This window comes from Komagataeibacter diospyri, assembly GCF_006538165.1.
GTDB lineage: Bacteria > Pseudomonadota > Alphaproteobacteria > Acetobacterales > Acetobacteraceae > Komagataeibacter > Komagataeibacter diospyri.
Window position 1 is genome coordinate 1 of the sequence record NZ_BDLU01000015.1, and the last position, 22,837, is coordinate 22,837.

The following is a 22,837-nucleotide window of genomic DNA, read 5'->3' on the forward strand; positions in this document are numbered from 1 at the left end:
TCGAAGCACGGCGTGCATCAGATGATGGTAGCACTTTGGAAGCGCCGGGCGATCGAGGGGATGGCGGCGACCTTCTCTGGGAAGGCGCTGTCTGCCGCCCCGTCAGCGCTGCTGCAGCTTAGGACGTGTCGTCAGTGAAGCGGGAGGATTATGCCGCTTGTACTCCCGTTTGATCTGTGATGTTTTCTTCCTGTTTCTGGTCGGTGGCACGGCTGCGGATAACTGTCAGTTTATCGAAGCCGTGCTGTATCGTTACCGTGCTGGTATCCCCTGGCGTGACCAGGCTGTCCGGTTCGGGGACTGGAAGAACGTGCACCGGCGGCTGCGTCGCTGGTGTGAAAGCGGTGTGAAAGCGGTGTGATCGAACGGATTTTCCGGCATCTGGTTGCTGACCATGACAACGAATACATGATGATGGACAGCACGGTTGTCCGTACTCACCAGCATAGTGCGGGCACCCGTAAAAAAGGGGCGCGGATCAAGCTATCGGACGGTCCCGTGGCGGACTGACCACCAAAATCCATGCCATTGTCGATGCTGCGGGAAAGGCTGTGGCTCTTTCCCTGACACCCGGGCAAAGGGCGGACATCACTGAAGCAGAGCCATTGCTCGATGAGAGTCGATCCCGGGACCTTCATCGCCGATAAGGCTTATGACGCCGATCCCTCATCGAAAAACTCGAAGAGCGGGGGATCACACCGGTTATCCCCCAAGGAAAAACCGTATCTGTCCACGAAAAACCCGTTTTTCAATTTATGAAAAACGAAACATCATCGAGCGGTTCTTCGTCAGACTGAAGCAGTTCAGAGGCATTGCAACACGCTATGACAAGCTGAAATCAACCTTCTGTGCAGCAGTGCAACTCGTCTCCGCTATCATCGAATCTAACTGACGACACGCCCTGGCGGCGACAGAAGGGTGGGGTCGGGTGGTGTAATGAACTGTTGGATGGCGGCGCGGCCGATGCGGTTGGTTTTCAGGCCGTCGAATGTCCCACCAATCATGCCGCCCAGTACGGGTATGGCCGCTGCCGCCCCGCCTGCCAGCCCCCGTGCGGCGACCGCATGCAGGGCGTGGCGGGCGATATGTTTCCTGGCTTCGGCCGCGACGCGGCTGCCGATATTGTTGACGGCGGCAGATCCGGCAATGGACAGGCCAATATTCTTGGCCATTTCCTCCAGCCCCACTTCGGTCAGACAGGACAGGCACGCGGCTTTCACGTCCGCATCACGGATATCATGCCCGCCCATGGCGGCGATGGCCGTAATCATGCGGACCTGCACATACAGCACGCCCGCAACATTGGCGGGCAGGGCAAGGGGGAGTGTGGCCAGACCGCCCAAGCCGCTGATGAACCCCGCCGTCGCGGCCTTGAGGTTCTGCCTGCGGATCAACGCGTGCGCTGCCCGCTGCGGATCGTCCCCATGGCGGGCAAGACAGGCCCGCGCCATGTCTTCTGCCGATCCGGTTTTCCCCATGCCAGCCACGGACGCCTGATACGCCCAGTCAATAAAGCGGGCAAGGGAGGGATCAAGACTGCCGTGTAAGCCTGTCATCATGCATCCGTGAAAATTTACTGATCCTTATGGAAACACGCCCGGAAAATAAATGGTTTTATGCCCCATGCCCCATGCCCCATGCGATGCCGGTCAGCTGGGCTGTTCCTTTTCCATGGATCGGGCCGACATGGATATTGCCCGCAGCGCGGCAGGTCCATAAAATCGTTTCCATGCAACCTCCCCATCACAGGCTGGTCGGGGAAAGTGGGCACTGCCGTGCCCAGACCCCTCGGCTCTTAGCACAAGGGCCGTTCACGCACATGAATATACGATCATGGATAGTGGCTGACCATTGTGGAATTCCTGAACGTGCAGACGCACTGGCTGTGGCAGGACCAGGACTACATAAGCTTCGATTATGCTGACGCGTACGCACGGATAACGGACTTTGTCGAATATGTCCCGAACGTGCAGTTTGAACCCGAGATCATGCGCCTCGCACACCTGGCCGCCAACACGGCGCCGGTCCCGGCGGCGCAATTGAGCACCATTGCCACAACCGCTGATACACTTGTCGCAGCAGAGACAGCGTGGGGTCACACCGTACATGGGCAGCTGGTCCACCTATATGTCGGGGTGACGCTGGGCCTGTGTGGTCGGGCGGACGAGGCATGGGCCATGTTCCTGTCCATCAATGATGAACACAACCTTCCCCGCATGGACCTGCTGGAACCGTTCTCGGCAGGTCCGGTCGCCTTCCGGCACAGGGCGCATGAACTGGTCGCGGCAAAGCGCCAGATCCTTCGGCTGCCTGCGCTGGGACACGATCCGTTTTAAAACAGCACATGAATGAAAAACGGAATGTTTTGGTGACGCTTTTTACGGGAAAGCTGCACAGGAACGCCGCTTTCCCGTAAAAAAGGCAGCACCCGACATTCAGGCAGCCAATTCCGGCACCGACAACCTACACCACTGTCTTCCCATCAGGCTGCGTATTGATTTCACCCACGCCATCGGGTTCGAACGTATGTTCGGGCAGGCGGTCGGACAGCAGGGCACGGGGGCGGCCGATCCACATGCCGTCACGCATGTGATCGCGGCGCGGGTTGATGGTGCCGGGATGGATCAGGATGCTCAGGCCATTATGGTTCAGCATCAGCCACGGCACCAGCTTTGCAAACAGGTCCAGCCCGAAGGCCACCTGGTACATGGGGGCGACATGCGGGCCAACCGCGACCTCATGCCATCGCCCCAGCCTGACGGGAAAGCGCGCGGCGATCTGGTCCCGCAGGCGGGCCGCCATGTCGCGCGTGGCAGCATCATCAAAATAGACATGGGCGTGGAAGCTGGTGATTTCAGCCAGCGTGCGGGGGGCGGTCATCTGGTCGGTCATGGAGGACGCGCTTTCTGTGCGATTTAGCCGTGGGGCGATATCAGCCGTGGGCGGCAGGGGTGGCGGGCAGGGTGATGCGCGTTTCTGTGCGCATGCGGGGTTTGACGGTGTGCAGCATGGTGGACATACCCCACTGGCGGCCATCGAACGTGCCGGTGCTGTCCAGCATGGTCAGGGTATTGCCGGTAAAGACCATCTGTGTGCCAAACGTCATGGGATGGGTCTGGCCCCGCATGGTCAGGCGGCCAACCATGCGCGACTGGACCTGTCCCTTCACCACGCGGGGGCTGCAGTCGCCCACGTACCGGGTGGTGGGAAAGCGGTCACTGTCCAGCATGTTGCCCGATTTCGCGGCCTTGCGTTCCACCACGGTACCCATGTGCACGCTGGTGGCATCCATGGTCAGGTCAACATGGCAGGTCTGCCGCGACAGGTCATAATCCAGCGTGCCCGAAACCTTGGCGAACTGCCCCTCCATCGCGCCCACCACGCTGTCTGCGCGCAGCAGGACGGTGGTGTTGGCAGGTGTCAGGGTCAGATGCTGGCTTTCGGCGCGGGCGGGATGGGCAGTCAGTGCGGCCATGCACAGCAAGGTCATGCCGGACAGGCAAGGGCGGATGGAAGGGAATGTAATGTCGGTCATGACCTGGATAACGCCCGTCACGGCGTGGGGTTGTAACGCAAAGGGGAAGCGGGCAGCAGGCATGAAGCATCCGGACAGCGGTGGCGGGCGCAGGATGAGTGCCTAAGGACCGAATGCGGCGTCAGTAGGGCAGGAAAGACAAAGGGACCAGTGCCATCGTAAACGGCGCAATCACTCACCATCATCGGCCTGATCGGTACAAGGGTGTTCCCGTCAGGCAGACCAGAGGCTGGGGCGGGGTGGTACAATTGACATCAAAGCCATCCCCGCCACCACGACATCCGGAACCTGAAGCTGGTAAGGGATTTCCAGCCGCTACGACCTGGGGATCTCTGGAAATGCGGTGCTGCGGCATCATGACCGGCACAAGCCGGATAGGTGCCGCAGCGTGGAGATTACAGAAGGAACGGGATATGGGCACAGGAATAAATCTGCGCCCATCGAGAGCCCGAATCCTTTCCCATGTTCTGGTCACGTTCTATCCTGAAATGTCCATTCCATGACAATCTCCAACACCGCATTCCATTGAAAAATGGCTATTCCAGACGTTTTTACTTCTTACAGTTCTTGTCGAATTCGTTATGCAGATCTTCTTCATTGATCTTGATTTCGCCGCGATAGACTGTCTGGGGTTTCAGGTCCACGCGCGCACCGCCAATCATGACGGTGGTGTCCGTATTGATTTTCCATTCGCCGCTGGGCTGCTTGCTCACCGCCTTGCAGAAATCATTTGCGCCTTGCGCCATGGCCGGAGTGGCAATGGCCAGCGCGGCCAGCGCCACGAATGCTGAAGCAGATTTGAACATTGTTGCGTTCCTTTCCTGGTGCCCCGGCGTCACATGCGTCGGGCAGGGCAGTAGGAGACCCTGAATATGGCATCCATTTGGCAACAAAAAGTTACAATCTAGCGGTCATGCCCCGCGCACCCGACCATGACGGGTGATAGGGAACACATTCCCCGATCATAGCCGATGTGGGACAAATCTGGCTCATCCACACGTGCGCAGCGACCTTTCTTCATGGAACCATTTGATTCAAAATGTTATTTTTCGAATCAGAGAAGCGGTTAACCATAATGGCCTTTCCGCCCCATTCCATTGCGGTCGTGACAGGTCCGGCCATAAAAAACGCGTGCCGCGACCGGCGCAAACGCCATGGTTCATGCAACGTGGTGGCGGGTTCCGGCCCGTCCTGTCTGTCGGTGGCCCCCCTATGTATGGCGGCAATCACGGAAATGCCGTGCCTATTTCCACACCCATTTACCCACCACCCGACCGTTTATCACCAGGTCGGAGGCATCGACTTCATCAACAGGGTAGGTGGGGTTGACGCTGATGATGCGGATGCGCGGCGGGCGGGAATTGGGGACCAGCATCAGCTGCTTTATTACCACACCCATGCCGTTCCATAGCACGTACACCCCGTCGGGTGAGGGGATGCGGTGCCCGGTATCGACCAGCACGCGGTCGCCCGCGGCAAATTCCGGCTCCATCGAATTGCCCGCCACCCGGATGATCGCAAGGCCACCGGTATCCGGCAGATAATTGCGGATGAAGTCGCGCGGGATGCGCCATGAATCCAGCGTCGGGTGGCCTTCGCCATCACCACAGGCAGTGTGGTCCACGATCGCACCCGCGCCGGCCTGGGGCGAGATGTCGTATTCATGTACCGTGATCGCCCCGTCGTCATTCTGCGCGGGCATGGTGGCGCGTTCGGCGCGGCTTATGCTTTCGTTCAGGTCGGTCGCGCCCGGCACGATACCGGACAATGCCCAGACCTCGCTTGCGGCAATGGGGGGATCACCCCGGTCGGTCAGCAGCGGCACCAGCTTGCGCACAAGCTCGACCGGGATGTATTCCTTTTTCAGCTTGTTTTCATAAAAGGCATAGCTGGAAAATCTGTCCCCCAGCCCCACGTCACGCGCCAGCGCGCGCACGGTATAGCCCGCGCGTTCACGCAGCGCCTTCAGCCGCGCAGCCGCAGGCCCCGGATTGCCAGCCAGCCCCCCGCGCAGCAGGTCGCTGGCGGTGCAGCCCAGCACGGCAGCGACCTTTTCCAGTCGGTCGCCACCGGGATTGCGCGACTTCCCGCGCAGGATGTCGTGAACATAGGTTTCGTTCAGACCTGCCAGTTCGGCAAGGCGTTTTTTGTTGAGGTTCAGCAGCGCCATGCGGCGTTCGATCTCGGCGGCGGCGGGAGAGCGTATATCCATAATGGGAACTGTCCCATAATCCGCCCATCCTGTGTAGAGGGGATATATCCCATTAATGCTTGAGATTGTGGGATATGTCCCATAAGTTTACTCATGACCCACGCCATCCCACCCGACCTGTATCGCGTGGCCCGCATGGCTGGCACGTCCTGCCCATACATGCGCGATCCTGCGCCGCATGTTTCCGTGGCGCGGTGGACCATGCCACCTGCAACCTGGACACCATCGTCCACTGGGCCGCGCGCTGGCCCGGATGCGGGTGGTGGGTGGTGTACGTGCTCTCTGCTGGACCTGGCACAAGCTGCGCTGTGGCGCATCAGACCCGCAATGGGTATGGATCGCGCCGGTCGGGCGTGATGGCGGGGCATGGTTTTCAGACCAGCCCGCGTGCCGGGCCTGTTTCACGGCACCGCCAATGGGTAATGACCCCGGACAGGGATAAAAGCTGAGAAACAGACATCGCCCATCCAGACAGGGCGATGTCTGCAAACGGGTTACGGCACCGTGCCGGCCACGGCTTTCAGCGGAATGGATCCATCGCGGTTATAGACAACCCTGCCGCCCACCATGGTCAGCAGCACCTTCGTGTCTGCGATATCCACAGCGGGAACCTGCATGACATTACGGTCCAGCACGATCAGGTCCGCCAGCTTGCCACGTTCCAGCGATCCCGTCAGCGTGTCCGAACGCAGCTCCCATGACGAATTCATGGTGATCGCGCGCAGTACCTCAGGCCGGGGCAGGCCGGGAGCGTCGCCCAGCGGGTGGGCATATTTCTCGCCCGCTTCGGGGGCATTGGTGCGGGTGACGCCAACCTTCAGCGCGAACCATTCGTTCAGGCGGTCCACCGGCCAGTCGGAACCATAGGCAATCCGCGCCCCGGCCTTGTACAGCGGCCATGCGGGTTCCATCGCCTTTGCCCGTTCTGGACCGAGGAAATCGCGGCCGGCATCCACCGTGTCCGGCCCTTCCTTTTCCCACTGGAACGACAGCACCGCCACCGCGCCCAGTGGCCTGTAACGCGGCAGATCGTCGGGGGAGACCAGTTCGTCATGCGCAAGGGCGGGGCGAAAATCGGCATGGGGCAGGTGTGCGCGCACGTACTGCACGCCATCCAGCGCAATATGTACCGCGCCGTCGCCATCGGCATGCATGTGGGGGTCAAACCCTGCCTGCACCACGCCCTGCAGCAGCGGGCCAAGGACCGCAGGCGGGAAGTAGGGCGCAGGCCCCAGCGACGTGCCGGGTACCCAGTCGGGCGCGCCCTTCGTGCCGGTATTGACATAATAAGGCTGTAGCACGCGGCCGGTCAGCTCGGGAGCCGCGATCACCCCATCCATGAAAAACTTGACGTTGCGCACGGTAATACCGGGGTCCACGCCAATCGGCCCCTGATCATATTTTGCCGCGATGGATTTCAGCCGCTGCACATTGCCCGCGACATCGGTGCCCGTGGCAGGTTCGACCAGCGGAGCGAAGTGGGCGCGGGCCGTAAGTTCGCCGCTTTTCTGCAGGGCGGCATAGCTGGACAGGTCGGCATCCAGCGCCCATGCATCAAGGAATCCGGTAATGCCCTGTTCACGCATGGCCGCCAGCGATGCGCGGGCTGCCTGAACGTTTTCATCCGCGCTCAGCGGCGGGTCCACGCGTTCGATCAGGTCCTGCGCCACGTCCTCCAGCACGCCGGTGGGCTGGCCTTTGGCGTCATGCACGATCTCGCCCCCCGGTGGGGCCTTCGTCGCCGCCGTGATGCCCGCCATGCGCAGCGCCACCGAATTGACCAGCGTGGTATGACCAAAGGTGGACCGCACCACGATGGGACGGCGGGGGTCGATGCGATCAAGATCTTCCTTCGTCAGGCGCACGCCCGCAGGCTTCATTGCTTCCTGAAACCAGCCACGCACCACCAACGTGCCATTGGGCCGGCGCAGCGCTGAATTGGCGACACAGGCGCGCACGCGCTGGCTGAATTCGTCGTGCGTCAGGGCCTGATAATCCAGCGAGCAGCCCATAAGGCTCTTGCCCCCCTCCAGCGGATGCATGTGCCCGTCCACCAGTCCCGGCATCATCATCCGCCCGCCAAGGTCCACGCGCTGCGTGGCGGGGCCGACATAACGGGCCGCCTTCACATTGCTGCCGACATAGGCGATGTGACCGTCCTTTACCGCAAGGGCCTGGTACACATGGTCCTTCCTGTCGACACTGTAGATATAGCCATTGGTAAAGACGACATCGGCCGGTACGGTCTTCGCCATGGCAGGTGCTGCGCATGACAGCAGGGCGGCCATGCCTACGGCATGGCAATGCAGCAGTCCCATGAAACATAATCCCCATAAACATTACGGAATGACAATAGATGACGCTTCCGGGCCGCTGTCAAACCGGGGATGTTATGCAAAAACTCAAGTATGGTTATATATTTCCTTATATAAACCATGGACCCGCCAAATACAGGTGGCCCGCATGAACAGGGGCGATATAACCTCCATCCCCCTTGCCCCCAACATTATACAACGATCCATATTCATGGCCTCAGACTACAAATGACTTTTCAAGGGGCACACCATTGCGGCCAGACGCGGGAAACCGGGGCGTGCAGCGTGTTGCACGTGTACCCCATGGCCCCGGCAGTCGGGGGTACGGACGTGCCGCCTGCATGGACGGCGGATAGTATGAAAATATCATACAGACCGCACAGGAAACGCCATGTCCGTACCCCTTGCCCGTACCCCTGATGCCGCGCGTACCCTCCATGATGGCCCCGACGGGGAACGCCGCCGCGTGGCCGCCATCCTGCGTGCCGACCGCCGGGCGCGCCTGGCCGCACGCGACATCGCCATGGGGCTGAAACCCGACATGGGGGCCGACGGTCCCGCCGCCCGCGCCCGCGTGGTGATGGAAGACCGCGTTGAACTGTCCCCGCGCACCCCACAGCACATCGTACGCCGGGTGCGTGACACCTGCATGCTGGACCGCCTGTTCTACCGCGCCAACGCCGCCCTGACCGCCGACCAGCACGCGGCAGGATTGCGGTTCCGCGCCAGCTGGCTGCGCGCGACGCGTGGCGGGCGGCTTGTGCAACGCTACACACCCCATACCGGCACGGGCAGTGGCGGCACGATGGAGGACACCGAGACCAGCGTTCACGCCCGCCGCGCCATCGACCGCGCCCTGTCGCTGCTGACCCCGGCACGTACCCGTGTGGTGTGCGCGGTATGCGGCATGGACGAAGCCCCCGGCACCCGCATCCGCACGTTGCACACAGCACTGGATATTCTGCATGAGCGGTGGTGAGGCCGCAGCAATCATACGTCCCGCATGGGGATGCCACAACGACCGGCAGCGATCCTGAATCCTCCGGTTCCAGTGATTCTTGTGCAAGCAGTTCCGTCATGACAACGCGCGGCAACACCCGGCGCATTGATCTGTGGGGCCGTGACCACATGTATTATCCCCCTGCGGCAGGCAGCGCCGACATGCAGGGATATACGACCTTAAAGGCTGCGGATGGACCGTCGGGGTAGGGTCCTGTCTGTCCGTTTCCGCAGAAACTCGGGCAGTATCATGCTTGATAACGCCACCATGATCATGTTCATGAGGCAGACGATTCCGCTTGACCTGCACGCGGAATTCGTCGGCCATGCCGATGTCACGGTCAATTATACACTGCTGGAATGACACCGGGGCAGGCCGCCTGATACACGCTGCCACAACCCCATGGCCCGACGCGAAAACGGTGTGGTAAGGATGGGGGATGAACAGAACCGGTCTTGTCCTTGCCCTGATGTCCGCCGTGCTGTTTGGCGCCAGCACGCCATTTGCCAAGCTGTTGCTGGATGGCATGTCGGCACAGATGGCGGCGGGGCTGCTTTACCTTGGCTCTGGTATCGGACTGGCGCTGGTGCTGGGCGCGCGGACGGCGCTGCGGCTGCCCAGCCATGACGAGGCCGCGCTGACGCGCGCCGACCTGCCATGCCTGTTGGGGGTGATTGCCACAGGGGGCGTGCTGGGACCGCTGCTGCTTATGATCGGGCTGACGCGCAGTGATGCGGCCAGTGCGTCGCTGCTGCTGAATATGGAAAGCATCGCGACCCTGCTGATCGCATGGGTGGTGTTTCGTGAAAACGTGGACCGCAGGCTGCTGTTTGGCGCCGCGTGCATCGTGGCGGGGGCAGCCGTGCTGTCATGGCAGGGGCATGCGGCGCTGGCGCCAGGCGCGCTGTACATCATTGCGGCCTGTATGTGCTGGGGCATCGACAATAACCTTAGCGGTCAGCTTTCAGCCGCCGACCCGGTACGCATCGCCACGATCAAGGGGGTTGTGGCGGGTAGCGTCAACCTGGGCGCGGCCCTTGTGCTGCAACATGCCCGCCTGCCTGGCGCGGGGGTCGTGGCGATGGCGGGGGGCATCGGCTTCCTTGGCTACGGGGTCAGCCTTGTGGCGTTCATGCTGGGGCTGCGCCACCTTGGGGCGGCGCGCACGGGGGCATATTTCGCAATGGCTCCCTTTATCGGGGCGGTGGTGTCGGTCGTGCTGTTTCATGCGCATGACGTGGAGCGTCTGGCCATTGCGGGGGCGTTCATGGCGGTAGGGCTGTGGCTGCACGTGAGCGAACGCCACGATCACGAACACGTGCATGAAGTCATGGAACACACCCACCGCCACGTGCATGATGAACACCACCAGCACAAACACGGCCCCGATGACCCGGTGGGCGAACCCCATACCCACCACCATGTGCATGCAAGGCTGGTCCACAGCCACCCGCATTACCCCGATCTGCATCACCGCCATGACCATGGCGAGGGCACCCATTCCCACGACCATGATCCCGATCCCGGCCATACCCATGGCCCAGGCGGGCATACCCACGCGGCCTGACCCCCGGGAGCTGTCCGCAGTTTTCTGGTGAAGCTTCCGTCAGTGCGTGGCCGGACGGTGTGTTTTGCGGCGGGCCAGTCCGCCGGCACGCCATACCTTCGTGCAGATAAAAGTTTCTGGTGAAGTTTTCTCAAAAAACTCTGAAAGACGTCGTCCCGTACGCACGTGCAAGATTTGTGTTGCGTCGGACGGCGACCATGATACCCATTGCGAAGAAGTAATAAATCAGGATCTTACAGCATGCGCGTGGCCGGCCTACAGACAGCGGGAACCCCGGGGGATATTGATGCCAACCTGCGTGAACTTGACAGCACGCTGGCGCGCGCGGCGGGGCAGGGGGTGGACCTGCTGATTACGCCCGAACTGTTCGTGACCGGCTACGATATTGGTGACAGCCTGTATGACCTGGCCCGTTTCGACGCGGTGGGGGCGGTGCGCGCCATGGCGGTGGCCCATGGGATGGCGGTCATGCTGGGATATGCCGAACATACGCCCGCCGGGCTGTATAACAGCGCCGTGCTGCTGGACCGCAATGGGGCCGAGGTGCTGCATGTGCGCAAGTTGCATCTGTTTGGCGACATGGACCGCGCGTATTTCCTGCCCGGCACGCATCCTTCTCCCGTTGTGTCGTTTGGCGGGTTGCGTGTGTCGGGCATGATCTGTTATGATGTGGAGTTTCCCGAATACGTCCGCTACGTGGCGCAGGCAGGGTGCGAACTGCTGCTGGTGCCCACCGCGCAGATGGAGCCATACCTGTTTTCCGCCCGCGAACTGGTGCGCACGCGGGCGTGGGAAAACCAGATCTACCTGGCTTACATCAACCATACCGGGCGCGAGCGGGACACGGTTTACGTGGGCAACAGCCGCATCATTGCGCCTGACGCCACGGTGCTGGCGCAGGCGGGGCTGGAGGAGGCACTGATCGTGGCCGACATCCAGCCCGGCGTGGTGGAACGGGCACAGCATGAAAATCCCTTCCTGACTGACCGCAGGCTGGATGTGTATCGCGAAATGGGCCTGACGGCGTGAGCGTGCGGGCAACAGTCTCCACTGCCACCGACACACGCAGCCCTGCCGACATGGGGCGGCTGTCGGGCAATCTTGGCGTGGCGGAAATCATCTTCATGGTCATCGCCGCCGCAGCACCGCTTACGGTCATAAGCGGCAACGTGCCGCTGGCAATCACGCAGGGCAATGGCGCGCTGGCATGGACCGGGTTCGTCGCGGCGGCGATGGTGCTTCTGCTGTTCTCGGTCGGGTTTGTGGCCATGACGGCATACATGACCGAAGCAGGGGCGTTCTTTACCTATATCCGCGCGGGGCTGGGGGCGCGGTGCGGGCGGGCGGGGGCGTTTCTGGCGCTACTGACCTATACCTCCATCCAGCTTGGGGTTTACGGGTTTTTTGGCTGGTCCATGGATGACGCGGTGCGGCAGTGGGGCGGGCCTGCCCTGCCATGGTGGCTGTATGCAGCAGGCGTGCTGGTCGCGGTGGCCGTGATGGGCTACCGGCATATCGACCTGAGTTCGCGCGTGCTGGGCGTGGCGCTGGTGCTGGAAATCGGGGTAGTGGTGGTCATGAACGCCGCCATCATGTGGCACCCCATGCCCGTGGCTCCCATGGCTGACGCGGGGCAGGCAGCGGGACCATTCGCGGTGGCGCTGCTGTTTGCCATTACCGGGTTCATCGGGTTCGAGGCCACGGCCATTTTCCGTGACGAAGCCCGCGACCCGCAGCACACCATCCCACGCGCGACCTATGGCGCGGTGATCATCATCGGCCTGTTCTACGCCATATCGTGCTGGTGCGTGATTCATGCATGGGGGGCAGACAGCATTACCGGGATCACGCGCGGGTTCCTGGCGCACGGGCAGAACATCGTGCTGGAAACCGCAGGACGATATGCGGGGCGGGTAATGCAGCAGGCCATGCAGGTGCTGCTGCTGACCAGCCTGTTCGCGTGCCTGCTGTCGTTCCACAACATCATCGCGCGCTACCAGCTTGCACTGGGGCGCGACGGGATCATGCCTGCCTTCCTGGCCCGCACGCATGACCGCCATGCCTCGCCGCACGTGGCGTCCGTCGTGCAGACGGGCACTGCGTGCGTGCTGCTGTGCATCGCCGCCCTGTCGGGAGAGGACCCGCTGGTGGATATTTTCGGGTCGATGGCCGGGATCTCGACCATTGGCATTGTCGTGCTGATGATCCTGACATCCGTGGCGGTGGTGGCGTTCTTTGCCCGCAGGCGTGACCTGTCGCGGGGGCGGCCATTCAGCGCCGTGGTGATCCCGTGCGTAGCGGCCGTGGCCCTGTGCGCGGTGCTGTGTGTCATTCTGGTCAATTTCACGCGCATTACGGGCCTTGCCGCCCGGACCAGCCTTATGCTGGCGGTGCTGCCGTTTGCGGTGACGGGGCTTGGGTTCTGTGTAGGGCGGACGGCTATTACAGATTAGCGACCGTTTGAAAAGTCAGATCAGGAAGCAGCATCCTGCAATCATCAGGACGTCCTGGATGAAGCCTTTTTTCCAAACGCTTCGAAGCACGCAGTCTTTTTGTAAAAAGATGGTGCCCCAAAACTTTTGTTTTTTATCAATTATTTGTTTTCAAACAGCTTCGGAAAAGACGAGATCCTGGACCTTTGGTCTGTCTGAAACAACCCATGGTTTAAAACCGGCCGGAGCGGACGATGGTCCATCGGCCCGCCGGATTGACACGCCGTCCATCCGCCACCCATCATGACCCCGAACCGGCACGGGGGGACAGGGATGGACGTGTACAAGGGCTGGACTGAAGCTGACCTGCCGGACTGGCTGGCCACGCCACGGCAGGATTTTGACCGCCTTGCCGTCCATCTGCGTCCCGAAGTGGAGCGGCTGCTGGCCCGGCAGGGCGTCTTTGCCCCGTTTGGCGCGGTCATGGTCCCGGGCCGCTATCTTGGCACGATCGAGACGGTAGCGGGCCCAGGCGGGCAGGCCGACAGCACCATACAGCTTGATCGCGCGCGCGACGCGGTGCAGGACGCGGCACGGCAGGCATGCGCGCGGGCGGCGGCTGTAGTCGCCAACTGCACCGTGCTGTTGCCCGGTGGCGACGGGCCGGAACAGGCCGCCGTCATCATGTGCACCCACCGCGACGGCACGGCGGAAAACATCGTCTATCCCTATCGCCTGGGGGAGGCGGGCGTGACCTTTGCCCCAGTCCAGATGACCGAAGGAACGCAGGATATCTTCCCCCCCATCCGGCTGCGTTTCTACATACGTGAAACCTGTCCGCCCCGACCGGCGGGTTATGTGGTGACGGCCTTCGCATTCCACGGCATCAACCGCGTCACCGTATGCGCCCGCATGGGCCTGACGGACACCAGCACGCCACAGGACGACACCCGCCCCGCGCCAACAGCCATCGGCAGCCTGCCCGATGGATGGACGGTGGTGCTGTGCAACGATCCGGCCATGGCGCGGGCACATGCAGCGCGACTGGCGACGTATTCCGCCGGGGCCACGGTCGTGACCTGCATGGTGGATGAACGCCGGTATGAAAGTGTCACCTGCTTCCACCATGACGGCACGCAGATCTGGTCCGTAATCCACCACGGACAGGGCGCAGGTCCCCACGACCTGACCATAACCGGCACGCCGCCCGCGCTGCTACACGAAACCATCGCCGCCATGGACCGCGAGGAAACCGAAAGCGGTTATCCACCGGGGATGCTGGATTTCTATTTCGATATCCCGGTGGAGGTGATGTTTGCGCTGACGGGTTTTCGGTACTGTCAGCGTGATTATGCAGATGTTGTATTTGATGTTGCGCGGGAAATACCCGGCGGGCTGGTGTGATCACCGTGGTGGCCATCAGGGTCGCATTAGACTCAGGACTCATAACCAGAACATGACCGTTGCAGCGAGGCAGATGGCTGAGAAGAAGCCATTCGGGCATCTCTCATAACCTGTTGCGACCCGTCTCCAGTCCTTGATTCTTCCAAACATGATCTCGATACGGCTGCGGCGTTTGTATTTCCGCCTGTCGTATCTGACCGGTTTCCCGCGAGATTTGCGACCAGGAATGCAGGGCTTTATCCCTTTCTCCTCCAGAGCATTGCGGAACCAATCTGCGTCATACCCGCGATCGGCCAGCGGGCACAACAAACCGGTTCCCACCTGCACGCTTTTTCACGATAACAACCCTATCATGACACAACCACGCCCGGACTGCCCCACACGGCAGCCCGGGCGTTTTCATGTCAGCTGGATAACAGGGAAGAATAACCATGCCCGAACCCGCCATACCGGGCGCACGGCGCGGAGCGTATAGCCGCAGGGTAGCTGAGGATATCTGCACCCGGCTGGCTGATGGACACAGCCTGCGTGCGATCTGTGCAGATCCGGCCATGCCACACCGGGCCACGGTGTTTCGCTGGCTGCGCGATAACGCGGGGTTTCGCACCCTGTATGCCACCGCGCGGGAGGCAGCGGCCGATACACTGGCCGAGGAAATCATAACCATAGCCGACCGCGCCACCGGCCGTGACGATGTGCCCGCCATCAAGCTGCGCATGGAGGCACGGATGTGGGTCGCGACCCGCCTGCGCCCGCCGGTTGACCGGCGGGAAGGGGGAAGCACCATTGCCATTACGATTACGACCGATGATGCGGAATTGTGAAGTATTTTCTAGTAAATAAAAGTTTTCGGGTGCCAGATTTTTTAAAAGGCAACGTTCTTCAAAAATCTAAAAAATCTTTACTAAAAAAATTTTTCTACTTTCAAAGTATTTCAGGGGGGCAGGCTTTTGAAACACGCCTTCAGCCTGACACCAGACCAGCGCGCGGCCAACCGTCTACTGGGCGGTTCCGCCACCCATATCCTGCTGCGCGGGGGCGCGCGGTCGGGCAAAACGTTTGTGCTGGTGCGCGCGCTGGTTATCCGGGCGCTAAAGGCGGCGGGCACGCGGCACGGCATATTCCGTCACCGGCTGAACGCGCTACGGGCCACCGTGCTGGCCGATACGTTTCCCACTGTCATGCGGCGGTGTTTTCCTACTGTCCCATGGTCGCTGTCGCGCACCGACTGGACAGTGGAAATGCCCAACGGGTCGGTCATTTTATTTGGCGGGCTGGATGATGAGGACCGGACGGAAAAGATACTGGGGCTGGAATTCGCCACCGTTTACCTCAACGAAGCCAGCCAGATCACCTATGGCGCGCGCAACATGCTGCTGACAAGACTGGCGCAGAAATCGCCCCTAGCGCTGAAGGAATATATTGACGCCAATCCCCCCACCACCGCGCACTGGCTGTACCGCGTGTTTGAGGGGGGGATGGACCCTACATCCGGCACACCGCTGGACTGCGCACGTTATGCCACCATGCGCCTGAACCCCGATGGCAACCGCGCCAACCTGTCGCCGGAATACATGGCGCAGTTGGAAGCATTGCCGGAACGCGAGCGCAGACGTTTCATGCTGGGCGAATATCAACAGGCGGTGGATGGCGCGTTGTGGCGGATGGAGGATTTCCGCCGTACTGCCGCTGTCACACCTGCAACCCATGCCAGCGTGACAAGGGACATGCGCCGCATTGTCGTGGCGGTAGACCCGTCGGGCTGTTCGGGACCGGAGGATACGCGATCGGACGAAATCGGCATTGTCGTATGCGGCGTGGATGCGGGCGGGAATGGTCATGTTCTGGCTGACCTGTCGCGACGGGACAGCCCGGCAGGATGGGCGCGCGCGGCATTGCAGGCGCAAATGGACTGGGGGGCGGAGCGCATCGTGGCCGAACATAATTTTGGCGGTGCATTGGTCGAGGCCACGTTGCGCGGCATCAACCCCAACGCCGCCCTGCGCATGGTCACCGCCAGCCGGGGCAAGGCCGCGCGTGCTGAACCTGTGGCGGCATTATATGAACAGGGTCGCGTGACCCATCACGGCAGCTTTGTCACGCTGGAGGAGCAGTTATGTCAGTTTTCCGCCAGTGGCTACCATGGCCCGCATTCTCCTGACCGGGCGGATGCGCTGGTCTGGGCGCTGACGGACCTCATGCTCTCCGCACCGCCCGCCGCCCCCGCGCGATGGGTGCCGACGCGGTTTACACTGGGGCGATAGGGACGGAGAAGACCAGTATATGAAAGGCGTTTATCATGTCCTTATCCAGATCCCTTAAAATCATGGCTTTCGTTGGCAGGGGCGGCATGAACCGACGTGAAGATATTATTGCCGTTCAGGAACTGCTGAACACACGGTTTCCGCAATCCGCTCCCGTCTGCGTGTCGATGGCGTCTGTGGATATTGTACCATTGGGGCGATCCAGAAGATTCAACACAACCTTGCTGGCATATCCTGTCCTGACGGACGGATTGACCTGCGGGACCCACGCCTTGCGCCTTGCGCCTGTTGAATGCTCCGGGACAATCACGCGGGGCACCCGCGTCAAGATGACGTCAGGGGCGTCCCGGCATCCATCACGATTGCCCAATGGATGCTGGAAAGCGGTTTTGGACAACACATGCCACCTCATTTCAATAACCCGTTCGGAATAAAGGCCTCACGTGACCAGAATTTTGTCATGACACCAACGCATGAGGAAACCAGAGACCACAGACTGCTCTCGACCATGGCACCATTTCGGGTCTTTTCTTCAATTAATGAAGCGTTCGACCTACACTACACAGACGCTTACTGGTGACACATCCGGCCTACAGGCTGGCAAGAACGTATCTGAATAATCCTGATGCTTATGCCAATGCCTTGACTCTCCACCATCACGGGCCAGAAACCTTTGTCCGTCGCTGTCACCTGGTTCTCCCTGTGGCTTCAGCAGACGGGACGGATAGCAGATCTGATACTGATACCGCACATTAGCGTAAATTTTTCACCCGTCGTCCGCCTGTATGGATGTAGCGAATGCGCGATCAGATGTCTGTAAAAACACGATGCACGGGAGCAGGAATAATATTATCCGCCTTAAACATGTCATGCGGTATTTCCAATACCATTCAGCACAATACGCACCATACCTGATCCGCCCGCCACCACGGTGATACGGCGCAGGCGTCGGGCGGGTCATACCGGAGCCGCACGGAAATATCCGCTGATATCCACCCGTGCGCCGGGGGAAAAACGCAGCAGGGCAATACCGGTATGAGCACAGGCGGCGTCAACCAGTCCGTCACGATACTGACGTTCGGGGTGGGCGTGGGTGCTGTCATCCAGTTCGATCCCCAGCACTACAGTGCAGCTTTGCACATGCACCACCACGAAATCAATTGATTTGGAGGCGATCTTGAAAAACGCCTGTCGGTTGGCGTCACGGTCCGGCCCGCGCGGGACCATGAAATCCGCCAGCCTGACCTGCGGGCAGACGTAATAGCCATGCGGCACCTGCGTCACCAGTATGGACAGCACCCGCCGCTCCCATTCCGACAGCAGGGCGGTGGGCTCATACAGCCGCACTGCCCAGTCGTAATCGGTCATGGAAACCGGCACGTTGAAACCCGCATCCACCACGGATGAGGACTGTACCGACGGCGGCGCCGGGGGTTGCGATGGCGCGGGCTGGAACAGGACCGCTACGGGCGGGTGGCCATACCGCCTGCGCCATGCGCCCACAACCACCGCAATGGTCACGCCTACGACGCCAATTTCGACCGCCAGGCGAACCGGGGTCAGTAGTAGGTGACTGATATCCATTTTCTTTTTTTCTCCATCGCACGGTCATATGCCCCCAGGCGGCCTGTCTATCGCGGTTCTGCCGCCGCATCACCATCAAATCCACCCCCCTTTGCCCAACACATCGGAGAGACAGCATGGACTGGCAGGAACTGAGGAAAACCTACCCCCACGATCCGGACCTGCCCCCCCGTGCAGGGCGGCTTGCCGCACTGGGCCGCGTGCTGGCCGGCACGCAGTACGATGCCATCCCCAACCCGTTCGGCACCGAATATAACGGGGCAGGGGAATACATCCCTTTGTCACAGCGCAGGCCGTCGGTGCGCACCAATATGTGCCGCGCAGTGGTGGATGATGCGGTGTCGCTGCTGTTTGGTGCATTGCACTGGCCCACTACGGCGGCCACCGATCCCGTATTGCCGGGCATACTGGCGCAGGTTGCGGCGGCCACGGCGCTGCCAGCGCTAATGATGGACGCGGCGACCCGTGGGTCGGTCGGATCGGTTGCGGTGCTGGTGGAAGCGGTAGACCGCCGCCTGCGCTTTGCCGTGCATGATACGCTGTACCTGACCCCGCAATGGGATGGCACGGGTGAACTGTCCCGCATGACCGAGTGCTACAAGGTCACGGGCGCTACGCTGGCGGGGCAAGGGTGGCAGGTCAACCCCGATGATGCGACAACCGTGTTCTGGTGGCTACGTGTATGGGACCGCGCAGACTGCCATGTTTACGTACCCCAGCGGGTCGATGCGGGCCTGCCCACGCGGCTGGACCCCACGCGCAGCACCCACCATGGTCTGGGTTTCGTACCGTGGGTATGGATGGCCAACCTGACCGCCCCCGGCGTGGTGGACGGGCCATGCACGTTTGAAGCTGCCATCGATACGGTGATCGAGTGCGATTACCTGCTGTCCCAATCCGGGCGCGGCCTGAAATACAGCGCCGACCCACGGCTGGTGATCCGCGCTGGCCCGGACCCGTATGCCGATGGCACGCCCGCGTCATCAGGGGGGGCTGCATCGGCGCTGACACTGCCGCTGGATGGGGATGCCAAGCTGCTGGAAATCAACGGCGATGCGGCGGGGGCAATGCGGGATCATTACCGCGAACTGCGTGCCAGCGTGATGGAGCAGATCCACGGCAACCGCGCGCAGGCCGACCGCCTGAGCGCTCCCACATCGGGCCGCGCGATGGAGATGCTGTACCAGCCCCTGCTGTGGCTGGCGGACCGGATGCGCCTGTCATACGGCGAATACGGACTGCTGGCGCTGTATCGCATGGTGTGCGCGTTTTCTCACGTCATTACCGGTGGCCTGCGTATTGGCGGGCGCGATTACGCGGGGCTGGATGCCGATGGTCTGGCATTGCAGTGGCCGCCCTATTTCCCGGGGACGGAAGCCGACCTGGCGCAACTGGCGCAGGGGCTGGATACGGCGGTGCGTGGGGGGTTCCTGTCACGGCAGACGGCGTGCATGATTCTGGCCGCCCGCGCAGGTACGCCCAGCCCCCATAGCGAATGGGCGCGCATCGGCACTGAAAACCCGAACTGATCTTTTATTCATGAATGGAGGCATGACATGACCCGATCAAGCGTTCCTGAAACCCCTGACATGGACACAATGCGCCGCGAACTGGCCGCCCTGCGCGCCGAACGTGATGAAGCCATGCAGGCCCGCACCACGCTGGAAGCCGACCTGGCGCGCGCCACCGAACAGGCCAGCACCGCCCGCACGCGCGCCAGCCGCGCCATAATCCGCGCCGAAGCCCGCGCCATGGCTGCCCGCATGGGGGCGGTCGAACCCGCCGATGTCGTGCGGCTGGTGGACCTGTCTGCCGTTACACTGGCCGAAGACGGTACGCCGCAGGGGCTGGACACGGTCATGCAGGCTGCACGTGACAGCCGTGCCTATCTGTTTACCATGCCACAGCCCGCATCGGGGGCCGCCAGCGGCACTACTGCAGCTGGCCCCGCACCACGCGCGGGCGATCCCACTCCGTTCGATGCCCGCACGGCAGGTGCGCGCGATGTGAAGGCAGCCGCCAGTGCAGCGGGCCTGCGCTGGCCGGTGGCGACGTAGAACCGTAACCGAAAGGGACGGAGTAATTTCCTGTTTCCACTATTTGAATAAAGAACGTGGATAATACTGAAAGATTGTAATTTTCTCCTGAAAAGCAAACAGGATTCCGTTCTCTTTTGTCCGACGATAGGAAGAGATGCCCACTTTTCTGGAAACCGACCCGCTTATGACAATAATCCGCATATACAGCAATCACCCCTGGATTTTTCAAGGGTGCTATTTTTGTTTATTTTTTATGTGTGTCTTCTGTATTTTTCCTATTTTGGGGCATAATCAGATTGCACAGGCGTAAACAGAACTGCTTTGCATGATGTTTATAAGACCCATTATCGTGACAGGGCCATCGGAATGAAAAACCGTAACCTGTCAGACATGATATTATTGGATTTGTGTATTCTTTCGATAACGCTATCCCGAGCATCTGCACAGGCCACGACATCAGACCAGACGGTTCTGTATTTATTATGCAAATACAGAATTCCATTTACTGGAACAATAAAAAATAAAAACTACAGCCTGTTCTCTGTCATTGATATCAAAAAAAATACGTTACAAAATAATTATCAGGTAAAATAATCCATACCCATAAGGTCCCAGCCCATGGGTGAACAGTCTACTGAGTATGGAAGCTGATTATTTTACCCACACGCAGGATTTCAATGTGCAGTGAATATCGCTTAAAAAGCGTTTGAAAATAATCTGTTGATAAAAAATAATAAAAGTTCTTGGGCACCGCCTTTTTTCAAAAAGGTGGCGTTATACAGAGTTTTTTGAAAAACACCTTACCAAAAACTTCTTTATCATTGGCACAAGCTTCCAACTGTTCAGCATACCAGTCCGACGGACTGCATGCCCGCCAGGCGCAGGATGCGTTCCCACAGGTGACGAACGCGCGGCTGCATGTTACGATCCCGGTCTGAAATCCGCCCGGCGCGACCGGGCGGTTCCATATTGCTTGCAACAGGGTGGACTGCAAAACCATCCGCCTGAAGGACCGTACTGAATGACCCCGACCGACGTAACCGTACGCAGCTTTGTTGACCTGCGCGCCTTTGCCGACACATCCATGCCTGCGCCGGGTGATTTCCTGCTGGCACGCACGAAGCTTGCGGGGCAGGGGGACGGCCTGTCAGTCATGGCCTGCGCACCGCAGGATGCGGGACTGGTGACAGCCATGCCGGCAGATGAATTCGTGATCGTGCTGACAGGTGAACTGAACATTGGCGCGAATGTTCTTGGCCCGGATACCAGCATTGTCATTCCCAAAGGCAGTGCCTTCAGCTGGGCTGCCGCACCGGGCACGCGGGCAATCGCCATGCGTTGCGACACCAGCACGCCGGGCGCGCAGACGCCGGTGGTGATTGACCCCAACCCGGTCATGGCTCCGTCGGCATCGCCTTCGGCTGCGGTGTTGGTTGGACAGGCGCCTTCCTGCCACAGCTTCAACGATTACAAATCCGCCAATGGCGAACTGCGCTGCGGCACATGGTCCGCCACCCCTTATGCCCGTCGCGCGGTGCGTTACGATCATGCCGAACTGATGTACCTGATCGAGGGCAGCGTGACGCTGGTGGATGGCGCAGGCAGGGAAAAGACGTTTGTGAAGGGCGACATCTTTTTTGTCGAACGGGGAGCTGAGTGCGCATGGGACAACCGGGAAACGGTCAAGAAGGTTTATGTAATCTTCCGCCCGGCGTGATCCATGGCGGGATATGCGGGCTGGCGGGCGTCATGCCCCGGCCCGCATACCGCCGCGTATGGCATGAATTGTCAGTAAGACAGGATCGCACCGGGTAATGTTGCATCGCAAGCCGCTACGTTGAACTGGCGTAAAATAACGCAGTTCATGAACAATGGTTTAAAAAGTCCATTCCTATGCCATCATGAAAACCGTAAAGAAGTTTTTGATGAATATTTTTCCAAAAACCTTCAAAAGGCAGAACCGGGAAATTTTTATTTATTATATAGTAATAATACTAATTTCTCCTACCATGGCCATGGCTGCGGACAGATACCCGCCGGATGTCACGACCTTTCTCCATGATGCCGAAATCTGCCAGTATCTGGGCGGGGAATGGGACAGCACGCTGCCCGACGACCGGAAAAAAGACCTGACGGAAGAAATAGGCAGCCGTTGCGACACGATTTATGAAAAACAGAAATCCCTTCGCAACAAATATAGTCATGATAAAAACATACTCTCCATAATAAACGTTTACGATTTCGGGAACTGAAACCGCAACGGGATGCGTCCCCGTATCGTGAAAAATGCGCGCCCTTACACCACCCTTTACCTGTTCCGCGTCCCGTCATGCCGCGCGGAACGGGCAAGGGGTCCATAACCGGCCACATGCGCCACGCCTGACCTCTCCCACCCGGCCCCTTCATGGCGCAACCCGCCATGGCCGCCCCTGCCGCCGCCAGTGCATCCGTGCATGGTGGCTTTTTTTGTTCTTTCAAGGAAATG

General features: G+C 60.5%; 25 protein-coding genes and 1 pseudogene. 18 read left to right on the forward strand and 8 right to left on the reverse strand.

Annotated elements, in window-relative coordinates:
* Positions 1-157 precede the first annotated feature (157 nt).
* The 4 genes from MSKU9_RS18715 to MSKU9_RS18730 are packed head-to-tail and all read left to right on the forward strand — an operon-like array spanning position 158 to position 892.
* On the forward strand, positions 158-361 hold the full coding sequence (locus MSKU9_RS18715; RefSeq protein ID WP_162515715.1) for a transposase: 204 nt from the start codon (positions 158-160) through the stop codon (positions 359-361).
* Entirely contained in the window at positions 358-510 is a 153-nt protein-coding gene (locus tag MSKU9_RS18720) for a hypothetical protein (protein WP_154670665.1), read from the forward strand. The genes MSKU9_RS18715 and MSKU9_RS18720 overlap by 4 nt, the downstream gene beginning before the upstream one ends.
* Before the next feature lie 17 nt (positions 511-527).
* Positions 528-647: a hypothetical protein gene (locus MSKU9_RS18725; protein ID WP_264371835.1), complete on the forward strand. Its 120-nt coding sequence runs from the start codon at positions 528-530 to the stop codon at positions 645-647.
* Positions 648-652: 5 nt separating this feature from the next.
* Positions 653-892, forward strand: a complete 240-nt coding sequence (locus MSKU9_RS18730) for a transposase (protein WP_141259893.1) — start codon at positions 653-655, stop codon at positions 890-892.
* On the opposite strand, the gene MSKU9_RS03090 is transcribed toward MSKU9_RS18730, so the two are convergent.
* Entirely contained in the window at positions 885-1,556 is a 672-nt protein-coding gene (locus tag MSKU9_RS03090) for an EcsC family protein (RefSeq protein WP_227002342.1), read from the reverse strand. The two genes, MSKU9_RS18730 and MSKU9_RS03090, sit on opposite strands and share 8 nt — an antisense overlap.
* 297 nt (positions 1,557-1,853) lie before the next feature.
* On the opposite strand from MSKU9_RS03090, the gene MSKU9_RS03095 reads away from it, so the two are divergent.
* Positions 1,854-2,336 carry a hypothetical protein gene (locus tag MSKU9_RS03095; RefSeq protein ID WP_141259894.1) on the forward strand — a complete coding sequence of 161 codons (483 nt, stop codon included), beginning with the start codon at positions 1,854-1,856 and terminating at the stop codon, positions 2,334-2,336.
* 127 nt (positions 2,337-2,463) lie between these two features.
* Here MSKU9_RS03095 and MSKU9_RS03100 read toward each other — a convergent pair whose 3' ends face one another.
* From MSKU9_RS03100 to MSKU9_RS03115, 4 genes are all read right to left on the reverse strand, one after another.
* Positions 2,464-2,892, reverse strand: a complete 429-nt coding sequence (locus MSKU9_RS03100; RefSeq protein WP_141259895.1) for a DOPA 4,5-dioxygenase family protein — start codon at positions 2,890-2,892, stop codon at positions 2,464-2,466.
* A 40-nt stretch (positions 2,893-2,932) separates the two neighbouring features.
* Entirely contained in the window at positions 2,933-3,544 is a 612-nt protein-coding gene (locus MSKU9_RS03105; protein ID WP_370685909.1) for a YceI family protein, read from the reverse strand.
* Positions 3,545-4,086: 542 nt separating this feature from the next.
* A complete protein-coding gene (locus tag MSKU9_RS03110) occupies positions 4,087-4,341 on the reverse strand; it encodes a hypothetical protein (RefSeq protein ID WP_141259896.1) in 255 nt (84 codons plus the stop codon).
* Between the two features lie 437 nt (positions 4,342-4,778).
* Positions 4,779-5,747, reverse strand: a complete 969-nt coding sequence (locus tag MSKU9_RS03115; protein WP_141259897.1) for a S24 family peptidase — start codon at positions 5,745-5,747, stop codon at positions 4,779-4,781.
* A gap of 178 nt (positions 5,748-5,925) precedes the next feature.
* Here MSKU9_RS03115 and MSKU9_RS18350 point away from each other — a divergent pair, with 178 nt between their 5' ends.
* Positions 5,926-6,189, forward strand: coding sequence for a hypothetical protein (locus MSKU9_RS18350; RefSeq protein WP_193557620.1), 264 nt, complete (start codon positions 5,926-5,928; stop codon positions 6,187-6,189).
* A gap of 52 nt (positions 6,190-6,241) precedes the next feature.
* On the opposite strand, the gene MSKU9_RS03125 is transcribed toward MSKU9_RS18350, so the two are convergent.
* Positions 6,242-8,065 (reverse strand): amidohydrolase, encoded by a 1,824-nt coding sequence (locus tag MSKU9_RS03125; RefSeq protein ID WP_141259898.1) that lies wholly within the window; start codon positions 8,063-8,065, stop codon positions 6,242-6,244.
* A gap of 388 nt (positions 8,066-8,453) precedes the next feature.
* Between MSKU9_RS03125 and MSKU9_RS03130 the strand changes: the two genes are divergently transcribed.
* The 5 genes from MSKU9_RS03130 to MSKU9_RS03150 all read left to right on the forward strand — a co-directional run bounded on the left by MSKU9_RS03130 (position 8,454) and on the right by MSKU9_RS03150 (position 14,465).
* Positions 8,454-9,041 (forward strand): hypothetical protein, encoded by a 588-nt coding sequence (locus tag MSKU9_RS03130; RefSeq protein WP_141259899.1) that lies wholly within the window; start codon positions 8,454-8,456, stop codon positions 9,039-9,041.
* A 460-nt stretch (positions 9,042-9,501) separates the two neighbouring features.
* Positions 9,502-10,629, forward strand: coding sequence for a DMT family transporter (locus MSKU9_RS03135; protein WP_141259900.1), 1,128 nt, complete (start codon positions 9,502-9,504; stop codon positions 10,627-10,629).
* Between the two features lie 240 nt (positions 10,630-10,869).
* The gene (locus MSKU9_RS03140) at positions 10,870-11,658 is read left to right on the forward strand and encodes a carbon-nitrogen hydrolase family protein (RefSeq protein WP_141259901.1); all 789 of its coding nucleotides are present in this window, start codon (positions 10,870-10,872) and stop codon (positions 11,656-11,658) included.
* On the forward strand, positions 11,655-13,082 hold the full coding sequence (locus MSKU9_RS03145) for an APC family permease (RefSeq protein WP_227002344.1): 1,428 nt from the start codon (positions 11,655-11,657) through the stop codon (positions 13,080-13,082). Before MSKU9_RS03140 ends, MSKU9_RS03145 begins: the two co-directional genes overlap by 4 nt.
* A gap of 312 nt (positions 13,083-13,394) precedes the next feature.
* Entirely contained in the window at positions 13,395-14,465 is a 1,071-nt protein-coding gene (locus tag MSKU9_RS03150; RefSeq protein ID WP_141259902.1) for a hypothetical protein, read from the forward strand.
* Positions 14,466-14,504: 39 nt separating this feature from the next.
* Here MSKU9_RS03150 and MSKU9_RS03155 read toward each other — a convergent pair.
* A pseudogene (locus MSKU9_RS03155) lies at positions 14,505-14,762 on the reverse strand (transposase); the annotation flags it as partial.
* Positions 14,763-14,896: 134 nt separating this feature from the next.
* On the opposite strand from MSKU9_RS03155, the gene MSKU9_RS03160 reads away from it, so the two are divergent.
* The 3 genes from MSKU9_RS03160 to MSKU9_RS18885 all read left to right on the forward strand — a co-directional run bounded on the left by MSKU9_RS03160 (position 14,897) and on the right by MSKU9_RS18885 (position 17,309).
* The gene (locus MSKU9_RS03160) at positions 14,897-15,289 is read left to right on the forward strand and encodes a terminase small subunit-like protein (RefSeq protein ID WP_227002345.1); all 393 of its coding nucleotides are present in this window, start codon (positions 14,897-14,899) and stop codon (positions 15,287-15,289) included.
* Between the two features lie 126 nt (positions 15,290-15,415).
* Positions 15,416-16,729: a phage terminase large subunit gene (locus MSKU9_RS03165; protein WP_193557621.1), complete on the forward strand. Its 1,314-nt coding sequence runs from the start codon at positions 15,416-15,418 to the stop codon at positions 16,727-16,729.
* A 292-nt stretch (positions 16,730-17,021) separates the two neighbouring features.
* The gene (locus MSKU9_RS18885; RefSeq protein ID WP_141259904.1) at positions 17,022-17,309 is read left to right on the forward strand and encodes a glucosaminidase domain-containing protein; all 288 of its coding nucleotides are present in this window, start codon (positions 17,022-17,024) and stop codon (positions 17,307-17,309) included.
* A 377-nt stretch (positions 17,310-17,686) separates the two neighbouring features.
* Here MSKU9_RS18885 and MSKU9_RS03175 read toward each other — a convergent pair whose 3' ends face one another.
* A complete protein-coding gene (locus MSKU9_RS03175; protein WP_141259905.1) occupies positions 17,687-18,313 on the reverse strand; it encodes a DUF2726 domain-containing protein in 627 nt (208 codons plus the stop codon).
* Positions 18,314-18,429: 116 nt separating this feature from the next.
* On the opposite strand from MSKU9_RS03175, the gene MSKU9_RS03180 reads away from it, so the two are divergent.
* The 4 genes from MSKU9_RS03180 to MSKU9_RS03195 all read left to right on the forward strand — a co-directional run bounded on the left by MSKU9_RS03180 (position 18,430) and on the right by MSKU9_RS03195 (position 22,604).
* A complete protein-coding gene (locus tag MSKU9_RS03180; protein ID WP_141259906.1) occupies positions 18,430-19,842 on the forward strand; it encodes a phage portal protein in 1,413 nt (470 codons plus the stop codon).
* A gap of 27 nt (positions 19,843-19,869) precedes the next feature.
* Positions 19,870-20,370: a phage scaffolding protein gene (locus tag MSKU9_RS03185; RefSeq protein ID WP_162851914.1), complete on the forward strand. Its 501-nt coding sequence runs from the start codon at positions 19,870-19,872 to the stop codon at positions 20,368-20,370.
* Between the two features lie 1,003 nt (positions 20,371-21,373).
* Entirely contained in the window at positions 21,374-22,069 is a 696-nt protein-coding gene (locus tag MSKU9_RS03190) for a cupin domain-containing protein (RefSeq protein WP_141259907.1), read from the forward strand.
* A gap of 208 nt (positions 22,070-22,277) precedes the next feature.
* The gene (locus MSKU9_RS03195) at positions 22,278-22,604 is read left to right on the forward strand and encodes a hypothetical protein (protein ID WP_141259908.1); all 327 of its coding nucleotides are present in this window, start codon (positions 22,278-22,280) and stop codon (positions 22,602-22,604) included.
* The last annotated feature ends 233 nt before the right edge of the window (positions 22,605-22,837 follow it).

Bases quoted from the DNA above. Each gene is read 5' to 3' on its own strand.
- MSKU9_RS03190 (WP_141259907.1), top strand. From the start codon at position 21,374: ATGACCCCGACCGACGTAACCGTACGCAGCTTTGTTGACCTGCGCGCC.
- MSKU9_RS03195 (WP_141259908.1), top strand. From the start codon at position 22,278: ATGAATATTTTTCCAAAAACCTTCAAAAGGCAGAACCGGGAAATTTTT.
- MSKU9_RS03130 (WP_141259899.1), top strand. From the start codon at position 8,454: ATGTCCGTACCCCTTGCCCGTACCCCTGATGCCGCGCGTACCCTCCAT.
- MSKU9_RS03125 (WP_141259898.1), bottom strand. From the start codon at position 8,065: ATGGGACTGCTGCATTGCCATGCCGTAGGCATGGCCGCCCTGCTGTCA.
- MSKU9_RS03115 (WP_141259897.1), bottom strand. From the start codon at position 5,747: ATGGATATACGCTCTCCCGCCGCCGCCGAGATCGAACGCCGCATGGCG.
- MSKU9_RS03150 (WP_141259902.1), top strand. From the start codon at position 13,395: ATGGACGTGTACAAGGGCTGGACTGAAGCTGACCTGCCGGACTGGCTG.
- MSKU9_RS03180 (WP_141259906.1), top strand. From the start codon at position 18,430: ATGGACTGGCAGGAACTGAGGAAAACCTACCCCCACGATCCGGACCTG.
- MSKU9_RS03160 (WP_227002345.1), top strand. From the start codon at position 14,897: ATGCCCGAACCCGCCATACCGGGCGCACGGCGCGGAGCGTATAGCCGC.
- MSKU9_RS03100 (WP_141259895.1), bottom strand. From the start codon at position 2,892: ATGACCGACCAGATGACCGCCCCCCGCACGCTGGCTGAAATCACCAGC.
- MSKU9_RS03135 (WP_141259900.1), top strand. From the start codon at position 9,502: ATGAACAGAACCGGTCTTGTCCTTGCCCTGATGTCCGCCGTGCTGTTT.
- MSKU9_RS03185 (WP_162851914.1), top strand. From the start codon at position 19,870: ATGACCCGATCAAGCGTTCCTGAAACCCCTGACATGGACACAATGCGC.
- MSKU9_RS18885 (WP_141259904.1), top strand. From the start codon at position 17,022: ATGCTCCGGGACAATCACGCGGGGCACCCGCGTCAAGATGACGTCAGG.
- MSKU9_RS03090 (WP_227002342.1), bottom strand. From the start codon at position 1,556: ATGACAGGCTTACACGGCAGTCTTGATCCCTCCCTTGCCCGCTTTATT.
- MSKU9_RS03140 (WP_141259901.1), top strand. From the start codon at position 10,870: ATGCGCGTGGCCGGCCTACAGACAGCGGGAACCCCGGGGGATATTGAT.
- MSKU9_RS18730 (WP_141259893.1), top strand. From the start codon at position 653: ATGACGCCGATCCCTCATCGAAAAACTCGAAGAGCGGGGGATCACACC.
- MSKU9_RS03110 (WP_141259896.1), bottom strand. From the start codon at position 4,341: ATGTTCAAATCTGCTTCAGCATTCGTGGCGCTGGCCGCGCTGGCCATT.
- MSKU9_RS03175 (WP_141259905.1), bottom strand. From the start codon at position 18,313: ATGGATATCAGTCACCTACTACTGACCCCGGTTCGCCTGGCGGTCGAA.
- MSKU9_RS18350 (WP_193557620.1), top strand. From the start codon at position 5,926: ATGTTTCCGTGGCGCGGTGGACCATGCCACCTGCAACCTGGACACCAT.